General features: G+C 46.3%; 8 protein-coding genes and 3 pseudogenes. 3 read left to right on the top strand and 8 right to left on the bottom strand.

Going from position 1 to position 10864, the window contains the following annotated elements; translation table 11 throughout:
- Positions 1-360 precede the first annotated feature (360 nt).
- Together D5R40_RS42890 and D5R40_RS36095 are read left to right on the top strand one after the other, a co-directional pair.
- Positions 361-565: pseudogene (locus D5R40_RS42890) on the top strand (DUF2652 domain-containing protein).
- 597 nt (positions 566-1162) lie between these two features.
- Positions 1163-1333, top strand: a complete 171-nt coding sequence (locus D5R40_RS36095) for a hypothetical protein (protein WP_161565076.1) — start codon at positions 1163-1165, stop codon at positions 1331-1333.
- Between the two features lie 666 nt (positions 1334-1999).
- On the opposite strand, the gene D5R40_RS26270 is transcribed toward D5R40_RS36095, so the two are convergent.
- On the bottom strand, positions 2000-2194 hold the full coding sequence (locus D5R40_RS26270; RefSeq protein ID WP_124155450.1) for a hypothetical protein: 195 nt from the start codon (positions 2192-2194) through the stop codon (positions 2000-2002).
- Positions 2195-3789: 1595 nt separating this feature from the next.
- Between D5R40_RS26270 and D5R40_RS36090 the strand changes: the two genes are divergently transcribed.
- Positions 3790-3939 (top strand): hypothetical protein, encoded by a 150-nt coding sequence (locus D5R40_RS36090; RefSeq protein ID WP_161565075.1) that lies wholly within the window; start codon positions 3790-3792, stop codon positions 3937-3939.
- Between the two features lie 974 nt (positions 3940-4913).
- Here the strand turns inward: D5R40_RS36090 and D5R40_RS42885 are convergent.
- The 7 genes and pseudogenes from D5R40_RS42885 to D5R40_RS26260 form a co-directional block, all read right to left on the bottom strand.
- Positions 4914-5084, bottom strand: a pseudogene (locus D5R40_RS42885) (heavy metal-binding domain-containing protein); the annotation flags it as partial.
- A gap of 701 nt (positions 5085-5785) precedes the next feature.
- Positions 5786-5923: a hypothetical protein gene (locus tag D5R40_RS36085; RefSeq protein ID WP_161565074.1), complete on the bottom strand. Its 138-nt coding sequence runs from the start codon at positions 5921-5923 to the stop codon at positions 5786-5788.
- A 1565-nt stretch (positions 5924-7488) separates the two neighbouring features.
- Positions 7489-7650, bottom strand: coding sequence for a hypothetical protein (locus D5R40_RS36080; protein ID WP_161565073.1), 162 nt, complete (start codon positions 7648-7650; stop codon positions 7489-7491).
- A 501-nt stretch (positions 7651-8151) separates the two neighbouring features.
- Positions 8152-8370, bottom strand: a complete 219-nt coding sequence (locus D5R40_RS38115) for a hypothetical protein (RefSeq protein ID WP_205127697.1) — start codon at positions 8368-8370, stop codon at positions 8152-8154.
- Between the two features lie 473 nt (positions 8371-8843).
- The gene (locus tag D5R40_RS42880; protein ID WP_375339412.1) at positions 8844-9053 is read right to left on the bottom strand and encodes an efflux RND transporter permease subunit; all 210 of its coding nucleotides are present in this window, start codon (positions 9051-9053) and stop codon (positions 8844-8846) included.
- 61 nt (positions 9054-9114) lie between these two features.
- A pseudogene (locus D5R40_RS41465) lies at positions 9115-9990 on the bottom strand (efflux RND transporter permease subunit); the annotation flags it as partial.
- 228 nt (positions 9991-10218) lie between these two features.
- Positions 10219-10608: an HYC_CC_PP family protein gene (locus D5R40_RS26260; RefSeq protein WP_124155449.1), complete on the bottom strand. Its 390-nt coding sequence runs from the start codon at positions 10606-10608 to the stop codon at positions 10219-10221.
- Positions 10609-10864 lie beyond the last annotated feature (256 nt).

Below are 10864 nucleotides of genomic sequence, written 5' to 3'. Positions count from 1 at the left end.
AAAATTCTTCAGTCTTTCGCACAGCTGTCGATGGTGATATTGGTCTAGAATAGATTCAGTAGTAGATGTCGTAGGCCCTGGAAATCGTTCGGAAAGGGATCTGGATCATTCGGAAAAGAGGAAGGGCGGTTGGAAGAAACAGCCAGCAACGTTTGTATTTGGGTAGTTTGCAATCGAATCGCGAAAACTACATACTAAAACTAAACCATGGACTCAACCACCAAAATCAAGCTTCCGCCAACACCCTCATCTTTATTCCTGACATTAGCGCTTTACCAAATTCGTAAATAAACCGAAATGACCACGCCAAGCACATCATTGAAGAACTCTTAGAAGTACTATCGATTCAATGAAATAGGTTTGGAGCTCTCTGAAATGAAGGCGGATGCACTACTCGTCTATCGCAATGGTAAGGCTCCTACTACCGCGGAGCTACTTGCCCAAATCCAACGCATGTATGTCAACTTCACGCGCATTGAAGAAATACGATACACACCGTATCTGTAGCTGCGAAGCCTGTTGCTCAGCTACGAATCTTAGCCTAAAGTTCGTGCTCATTATGTGAGGTGGCCAACAAGACCGTTAAGGTAGAACCAAACTATTTGAAGGAGTAATTGTTGCTCACCGACTACTAAAGAATAGGGTAGAGTCTGATGAATACAGCCTCTTCTCAAAAGACTTGGAAGAGCTTGTGCTACCTGGTTACATCTGGAGGAGGTATCATGGGCACCTGTTGGAAATATCGAGGAAGAATATGACTTCGGAATGGCTAAATACTGCTACATCGGCTTAGATGCCCTGGAGGAACATATTCCTGAACCGAAAAAGGAGGATACAGTATGCCCGTCTCACCTCAAAATTCATGGAATGCGGAGGTGATTGAAGCTCCCATCGATCTGGTTTTTGATGTGCGTCAGACATGGGTTTTCGGCATGAATGGTTGACCCATGTGAAGAATGATCAACTGAACCATGGAGTCTCACAAATGGATCTCTCATCGCTGTGTCATTAAAGGAAGATAAAGCGATCCCACCATGGTGGCACATGATTTCGACTTTTGCTCCGAATAAGAAAACATTCGTAGAGACGAACCACAGAGTAAGGCGCTTCTGTTTGGTATTACATAGCATCGAAAAGGGCTTGACCCCGCTAGAGATATACCATGTATTCTAAACCTACTTCTTTAGAAGCTCTCTTCAATCTCATTGAAGAAGAAAAGTACGATAAGATCAATGATGCCAACCTGAAGCTTCTTAATGATATTGTAATGGGCTGGTGGGCAAACCGTAATCACTCTCATCGCATTGTGCTACCCAAAAGCGTACTGCAGTAGAAATATCGCCGCTTAGGCATCTATTGATTAATTTACCTTTTCTAACCCCTAAAAACAATACTATGTTTGTTTCCAATTACCTGGATCATCCTGCTACTATTTCCCTATCTGTCGAACCAGCCCAACACCAGCACTACTATAAATTATCCATAGTGATAAGTTGTCTTTGGTGAAAGAGTAGTGAGACCGCCAATTTCTTGGTCAGTCCATCGATTTCTTTCTTTACCATGCGATGATGAACAGGGGCTCAAACTAAGGTATAATCGATTACCTATTTGTTGATGCTGATGAGTTCTTACTGTAACTATCGTTTCCTATCATCTCAATTCAGACTGGGCAAAGCGCTATTGGTAGAATCCTTGGTGAATCGACTTGGAGAAAATCTATCACAGCAAGCTATTGGAAATCAAGCGGGTAGAAAGCAAACGAGCAAGAGCTCGAAAAAAAACTGACAATAACCTGTCATTTGATAGGACTTCTAAGAATTATTTTTTAGGAGAGAGACTTAATTTTGATAGCACCAGTCGGCTGGGGCTATTTTAATTTCAGCTCAAACCGACGGTTCGTACTGTATTTTTTCTTCTCCGTTGGTCCAGCCAGTACATACATTCCTCATGTTTCGAGAATTGGGAACCACTTTGCCTGGAACCCCTGTTTCATTAAGTTTTACTTTCTCCGTTTACCCTGTTCGTGACTGTCGCAATGCGAATCTTCTCCTTCACCTTCTACCTCTTCTATCCAGGAAACCAATGCTTCACCTTCCTTATTCAACACTATATCTACACGTCCGATGGGTGCCCGTCGTCGATAATAACCCTTCTGTGAAGAGCGCCAGCGTTCTGCGATAAAGCTACCTGACATGATTTTTTTATTTGCTCCGGAAAACCAAGCTACCGCAAGCAGGTCTCCTTTAGCGCAGCGCAGGGCATTCACTGGGCAACCGGCATCTCCCAATTGTCCGATGCCACTGGCTGAGGGCGGCCAGTACTATCAATTTTTCGACGATATAGATGTCGCGGATTTCTTCTGCGGAAGATCTCGTTACGACAATCGGCCATTCGAAGTCTCACAGCATCGTCTACAGCAATCGCATATCTATATCCAGTCTACTTCTTCGAAAATGCCCTTCTTGTCAAATTCTGCGGCTCTAAGTGTCATGGCACCTCCATGCCCATGCCCGTGATCGTCTTCTGCTTCTTCGCTCGCTTTGTATTTCGGCCATCGAGCCAGTGGCAACATACGATCATTGCTTTGGGAAGAAGCGTAACGAAGCCTGCTCAGCAGGGATTCCGTCTGTATGTGGATGAAGGATGGAGACCATTATCTCAGCATCTTTTGAGATGGATACCCGTACTCATAGTCATAGTCCTCCCGCGCTTTTCTGTAGCCAATGTGCTGGCCAACTTCCTGCATCTGGAAAATTGGCTAAGAAGGGAAAGTCTGCCCCAATTGACGAACCAATCCATGCCTCGAGCAATTCCTGGGAGCGGCCAGCTATCCCCTTGTAAGCGGGCCATAATTCAAGGCATCTGTTGAATCTTGAGAACTCTACCCAAGAGAGATATAGGTCTCCGTTACGGAACTGAAAAAGATGCGGTTCTCCTCCTTTCCACGGAGGGGATTTTACTACAGAGAGTCCTTCGGAGATCACAGGCCCATAGTAGAGGATGGCTCCGATTAAGAGTAGTAGTTTTGCATAGTCCAGGAATTTAGTCAAGTTAAAGGCGAGAGGATCTCTGTCTCTTTGTCGGAAACAAAGACCCTCCAGCGCTTATTGCAATGCAACAATTACGTATGCGCAAGACAGGTTTAAGTTTATGCCCATCCTTTGCGTGTTCCGCCTGCGCCACATAATCCAGTTGCAAACTAGGACATTTACCTTCCGTTTCACTACCGCTACCCTCGCAGGCATAGGCATACGTAGGCTGCATATAAGCAGCTCTTTCCGTGAGCACCTGCTTCATGATGACCTTCTCCATCGTGATCATGGTCATGGCGTCATGGTCGTGATCGTGATCCGCGCATCGTGGTCATCGCTGCCGCCTCGTGAGTATGTCGCCATACCATGATCATGGCTATGCTGTCCCTCCGCAGGAGAAAACAAAGAGGCCAAGCTAAACAGTATGGCCGCTTACACCGATTATTTAAAGATTCATTTCTAAATTTTTACTGTTATGGAAAGAAAGTGGGAGAGAGTTTTATTCCTCCTCGCTAGTTGATAATTTTGTCTAAGGTTTCCTGCACGAATCCGATCGCGGCATTTTTCTCCAAATAGGGGTTCAGATACCCTCCTCGTACTGAGCCATTGGCTCCCGTAATGTCAAATGCCAGGGGCAATGTTATGTACAGCACCCGTCTTCAATACCACAAACTTGATAGCATTGATCAAAGATCGGTACCGCATCAAATTGCTTCCTCTGTACTCCACATCTTCGGCTTCTCCCATTCCGTTTGGTATGAGCGAGCATGCACTCCCATTGTTTTCCCAATGCAAGCGCGGCTCACTTCTAAAAGCTGTCTATCAATCTGCTGTAGTTGGTCAGGAAGGTCTAGTTGCTTCAGCAGTGGCGTTGCGTCTGTCTCAACCAGTGCGTCCTTATGGGTAAGTAGCGAGGGCAATTCTCCCAAGCGGATTTGAAAGCGAGGAGTAGTAGCCGCAAATTGAATGCTGGTGCTTCGCACCTTTCACACCCACGAGGTGATTCACATACTCTTTGATTATTAGCGATTCCGCAGCATCGATGGTGAAATTACCATTTATTGACTACTTTTCTCCCGCTTCTAACCCAGCTTTACTGATAACTGTTCCTACACCGATCGCCTAACTTCATTCCCGATACCTCTTAAATATGTAATGGTGGTTCTCACGGTACTTCTACATAATCACCTCCAATCGAGGCCCCGTCCCGTAGTACCTGCTTGTTTTAACTGAATCAACAAATTCGAGGCGAGTATCGGTCGCACTCGAGCCCCGCCTAGTTGCCCATTGACACTCGCGCACTGCTCCTCTCGCTCAGAAAGCGGCTGAATTGGTGACTTCTCCCCTCACTGTCGCCGTGCGAGTTGGAGCGTTGATCATCGGATCGATGAAATGATTCGGGTTCTGAGTTTTGACCGGGTAGACTGGAGGCTGAAGCTACCTGATCGCCTAGTTGGATATGCGCAAGATCTCTTCATAGGCGTCGAATTCAGCCAAAGATTTGCAGACTTGATATATCGAACAGGATGCTTCCGATTGACATGGTCGCCCAACAGCAAATGCCGGTTCTTCACGGTTCCACCCTACTTCTCGCCCTTAAAACAAAGGTTTCCTGTATCCACCACTGCCTCAATTTGCTCTATGGTCTCCATTGGGATTTTCCAATACTGTAGTTTTTTTCTGGAGGCCGCCAACAAGTCTGGATAACCTCCTGGATTTCAAGCTTCTAGCAATTCACGCTAGCAGCCACGAGATCTGGTGAATAGACCGGCTCGCTAATTTTTGCCTGCTTTAACTTGTTCGCCGGTAAAGGTGACGAAAAGTTGTTCGATTCTACCTGAATATGTGCCACCTGACTTGCGACTAGCGCGCTCATCCGCCTTAGCTTACAGACAAAGTCAGTTTTTTCGAGACACTGCCAGCGTTCCTAGAATTGTGGTCTCGATCTGAGCCCAGTTTGACAGCTTGGAGGTCATTTCTAATACGGCGGATGTTGGATGAACTACGTCCGGGTATCAGATCCATTTCGCAGATGGGGCAGATACCTGGCTGTCTGACGGATTTGCGGGTGCATAGAGCAAGTCAAGTTTCTCCCTCTTGTGATTCATGATGATGGTCCTCTGAACCATGGAGTAGTGCTCCAGCGTTGCGGCCAAACAGGAGATAACCTAGTCCCAATCGATTACAAGGCTCTATGGAGAAGTGATTTCTTTACTATTTTTCATGTCTAGAAATTAAGGTAACGCTCAATGCTCGCTTAGCAGATGACTTTGACAATGGCTTTCAAATTTGGCGAGATCGTACTGGATGAGCTGCTTGCTCCTAGCTTGTAGTAATTCATCCAAACGACTACCCGAGTTTGAATAGGTAGCTTGGGTAAAGCGGGAAGCAGTTTCGTAGTTTCAATTTCTGTTGATAAGGGGCAGCCTTAGGCGGCTTCCTCATGCGCCGTTACGGCTTGGCCAATCCATTGAGGAAATCCTGATTACGCTTCCTTTTCGTATTTCAATGCTTCTATCTTTAATTTTTCCTCTCGCTCTTTGGCTTCGTACTTTTTACGGTAAAGCGGAAGCTAACCTTTGCACTTACTTGCAGGATATCACGACCATTTTGGTGGATCAGCGCCGTACGTTGATTAAGTAGATGTAATCTGCTCCCACGCAAAGCTAGGCTTCCCTTCTAACTTGTTGACAGCAAGGCTTGTATGGGATACGCTTGTTTTTGTGTTAGGCAATGAGCCTGGGGTGCTGTTGTCATGATGGTAGCTCGTAATGACATCTGGGCGACCTCGAGTGCTGCAAATTCAAGTTATCAGGTGTGTTGATGGGATCGGAGAGCGATCGCTCAATAAATGGTTGATCGTCGCTAATGGTTGTTTCTCTTTTTTTCAAATCCTTACTTCCTGCTCTAGTCTTGCAATTGAGTTCAACTCTCAATACATCCGCTGCACTTCCTGATCCGCTTCAATTGGTGAGGGCCAACTCACGCAGACGGTCAGCAGGCTGCTTTTTCGCTACCATATGTTTGAGTTGGCGATTCATAAGTTGGAAATAGCGACTGAGCTTAAAGATCAGTGCCAGTCGAAGGTCCCCACCGTTCTTTCCCTACCAAAGCCCTCCGCTTGTGCGATTTGGGCTTTACTGTCTAAAGTTCCAAACCAATGGAAGATTTGGTGACACTAAATCGGGCCTGCTGTGCGCCTAATTTCTAGTCTCCCCTGGGCAACGAAAGCACCATACCTATCTCTGGCTAGGCAGCTGACTAACGTGGCGCTGTCCTCATAGCCAGATAGTGCTTTAGTGCTTCCAGGAGGATTTTCTCCGCTCAATAGTTCACTTAACTCCTCAATGGATTGGCAGGGAAGTGGTAATCAATACAGCAAGCAAGACAACACATGAGGCATAGATCAAGCCCCTGCCCTGCTCGGAAAGGGATTCCGAAGCCTGAGCGACAAGCGTTGATGATATATCTTAATATTGATCTCATTATAATTCTCTTTTTTCTTGATATCATACCTAAGCGCAATCTCCATTCATGCCATAAAGCATAAAGACAGCTAGTAAACATGGTGATGGTCTGAAAACAACATGCCTCCAAAGATGGGATGGCCATCAAAGTAGCATGACGCGATCCCCGACTGGTGGAGGTCAGATGGCAATAAGCCAGGATAGTAGTAGCGGTAGTCCTCAAGCTGGGCGAAGCTCGCAGTCCACCGGCTGCAACACACGCTTCCCGGATCTCTTTTACCGTACTCGGCTTCCGTTCTTGAAGCATCTCTCAGGAAGGGGGCACCAATACGCATCATCCCGTCGCAATTCCGAAAAAAGCCAGGAAACCTACCCATACGGCTACACTCAGATCACGGTTGGATCTGAACAGATCTCGCATATTCTTACCGAAGAGGGTAAGTAAGAACCAAGCTTGATCATACCAGCGATGAGGATAAAGCCTCCTGCAAAACAATGAATACTCCGAAAAGACCATTAGAGATATGGCAACAGATCGGAATTGTAAAAGACAGGAGTACACACCGATACTAAGGCAACCGGCACAACCAGACTCAGGCGCTTGCTGGCGCGCACTTGTGCTCATAATGCGCAAAGCGATAACTAATGCCCGCCGGACTTCCAATAAGCCTTGCTCAATTGTTCTGTGAGATGGGCTGTCCTTTACCACATCTACCCCCTGCAAAGCCGGGTCTCGGTCAAATAATACGTATCCAATTAGAAGCATCTTCGCTTTGATGGCTTGGGCCTTGCTGGTACTGGATGTCCACCAAATCATTTAATGGAATTTGTCCGCGGATTGGGTAGATGAAGATGTTCTTAAGTGTTCGGGTTCATCACGCAATTCCCGAGGATAGGAATCCGTACATTATAGCGCTCCCACCTCCCACGGTAGAGGTCATGTTCATCCCTCCGATAGCGTTTGAATGTATCGCTGCACTTCTGCAATGCTAAGGCCATGTCGCTGATGGCTGGGATCTATATCCAGTAGGAGATAGGGTTTGCCCACGAGCGATCGCGAATACTGCGGCAGCCTTGACACCTTCCATTTGTTGCAACTCTCTTTGCTCTAAACCAAAGGCTTCGATAGCTCGAGATCGGAAGCCCTGCACTTAATACCCATAGCGCTCTCATCCCCGTCTGAAGCATCACGAGTCTCGTCTCGATCGGCTGCAATTTGGGGCCGAAGTCACTCCGGGAATTGCCGACTAACTTTGACAATCTCCTCCCAATGTCGTCCGGGCTGCGGAATATGATCTTCATTGGCGGAAGTAACGCCAGTTGGGTCAGGATGAGTTCATCATTCTCATCTCCAGTAAGTTCCTTCGGCATCGACTTGAATCGGAGACGATGTCCGTTAATCATCTGTTTTATATTCGATTTATATGAATGACATTCTCGTAATGACATCGGAGCGGATCTAGGGCACTTTCGACTCGCCCTGCATTTCCCACACTGTTTCATTGGGAATGCAGTACAGCCATATCCAGCAACTGGAGATTCTTAGGTTTTCTTGCATTACCTGAATGTGCATAGGGTAGCATTAACAGGAAGACTTCATCGAGGCAGGCATGAATTCTTCACGGTTGTCTGAAAGACCAAAAACCTGATGATCATGGCTCCCACCACAGAAGAAAGAGCAGTTTGAACCGCAGCAAAAAACGCAGAATACTTGCATAGAATAAAGAACAAGTAGAAGAACCGATGTATCCCCGATCACTCAAAATGCCACAAATAGAAAATTGGTCAGCTGCTTTGGGCAACGCAAGAGGCATCCAAATCAGCGCAAGGAGATAACTCACAAATCCTGCATACAGAGGTTCTTGATCCATTTAAAGGCAGTCTCAAATCGTGGGTAGCAAATTGAATAATGGCTCAGCAGTCCTAGTGCTCCGATGGCCACGATGCATCCACCTAGGAATACTTTAGAAGGTAGATCACAAATCCCCTAAACCACAATGCACCATCCAGTAAATACCGGACGAAACCCCCTTTTTCTCAAAGAATATAGGCTTCTGCTAAAGCTGGGATGACGGTAATAGCATCAGGATCTAGGCGATTAAGCAAAGGGTTTGGTGAAAGCTAAAGGGCGAAGAGTTTGCCCTCAGGGCTTCCATGGTAAAGACCGGTATTAAGCTGATGACGTGTGGCTACAGCTGTAATAATGACCCGGCCACTTCTAAAGTTGCCTCATAACACTTGAATGAGTCGTTCACCGATGGCGCATTGTCTATCGTGTTTTATGCTTTCCGCTAACACGATTCCCATGTCCACCATGTTCCAATAGCGGGCAATGCGGAAAGGGCTACGATTTGGCATCTACCCCGAAGTACTTCATGGCAATAAAGCACATCAAGACGGCAACGGGCAACACACTAGATACTAAAATAGAGGAGCGAAGATTGAGCAGCATTAAAATAACCACAATCACCGTGATCAGCACCTCTAACTGCAAGGCCTCTTGTAAAGTACCTACTGTTTCCTTGATCAACTGAGTGCTGTGATAGCGTCCCATCGGCCAGTACTTTGCTGGGGAGACCCGGTTCAAGGTCCTGAATTTTGCTTTTTACGTTCTCAATTACTTCTAGAGGATTGGCTCCATATCGGGCCACTACCACGCCACCGACAGCTTCGGCTCCACTTTTATCTAGAACTCCTCTCCGTGTAGCTGGACCAATGTTGACCTTTGCGATATCCTTGATTCGGATTGGAACGTTGTTGACAGCGCGAATGACACTTTCTTCGATATCATTAATACTTTCAATATAGCCTAGACCACGTACAAAATACTCCACCTGATTAATCTCCATAGTCTGCGCGCCCACGTCCAAATTGCTGTTGCTAACGCTGGCCATGACTTGATCAAGTGTGATATCGTAGGTCCGCATGGCTTCCGGATCGACGTCAATCTGATATTCTTTTACAAATCCTCCAATGGAGGCTACTTCCGATACACCCTCGGCAGAAGCCAACCCAAACCGAACATAGAAATCTTGAATGCTGCGTAGTTCGTGGAGACTCCACCCACCCGTGGCCTGCCCCTCTGCATCTCGCCCTTCTAGCGTGTACCAAAATATCTGCCCTAAGGCGGTGGCATCGGGCCTAAGGTCGGTTGTACACCCGCTGGAAGTGTATTAGGGGGAAGAGAATTGAGCTTTTCCAAGATCCGACTCCGACTCCAATAAAAGTCAATCTCATCATCGAAGATGATATTACACACTTGAAAAGCCAAACATAGAGTTGCTCCGGATACTCTTTACACCCGGAATGCCAAGTAAGGCTGTAGTTAGGGGATAGGAGATTTGATCTTCCACATCTTGTGGGGATCGCCCCATCCATTGGGTAAATACGATTTGCTGATTTTCCCCGATATCGGGAATCGCATCTACGGCTACTGGTGCCCTTGCAATCCCTCTAGGCCAAAATCGAAAGGAGCAGTCATTAAGCCCCACAGACTAAAGGCGATCAGGAGCATCCATGCCACCAGCTTATTTTCTAGAAAAAATCGAATGTATCTAGCTAGCATTGTCAATTATTCAGTTCTATGACAGAGATATAGAAGCTGTATGAGCGAACCCCAACAGCAAAAGCCACAATAGTGTACTTAAGAACTATTGTGCTAGAAACTGAATGTATTAACTAGCAAAGGAAGATCTGCAATTCGCTGGGACGGTCGCAGATCAATAGGGAGGTTTGTAGTTGAGATAATGAATGGTCTGCTGGTCAAGCTGAGGGACTTCCAACTGCAGGGCAACGAACAAGGTAGCCACCAATGCTGACGAAACATGAATATCTTCCGACAGGGTAGGAGTGACTTGTTCCTCCTCATTCTTCACGATCTCGGTTTCATCGTCGCAACAGCCTTTGTCGCTTGGGCTATCTTCCTCGACCATCATGTAGCCATGTATAGGGCAAGGCTTCTTTACTTTCTTATTATGACAAGCTTTTGCCTTGACAAATAAGGCCACACTCTTCAGCTCATTTTGGCAGAAGTGCTTATTTACTACAACACCAGTAGTACTGATGAAGAGTAGTAAAGCAAGGCTAATATGTGCGATTTGTCTAAACAAGCTACATCTTTAAATTCCACGCAAAGATAAAAATAATAACGCTAGTATAGGTCTAAAGTTGCATGGAAGCTGGTTTCTGGTTTTTTGGGGTTAGGCTCAATAGGCCTACTTTTCGACTCTAAATAAGGAGAAAGATTGGCTGCTTCCCTCGGAAGTTTGTAATTGCAAAATCAGCTTCTTCTGCCTGTATTTACTGATATCAATCAACCTTTTAAACGGCCCCTCTAAAAGTACCCGACCGGATGCATCCAATAAT

The organism is Okeania hirsuta (genome assembly GCF_003838195.1).
GTDB classification, from domain to species: Bacteria; Cyanobacteriota; Cyanobacteriia; order Cyanobacteriales; family Microcoleaceae; genus Okeania; species Okeania hirsuta.
This window is presented reverse-complemented; position numbering and strand designations above follow the sequence as displayed.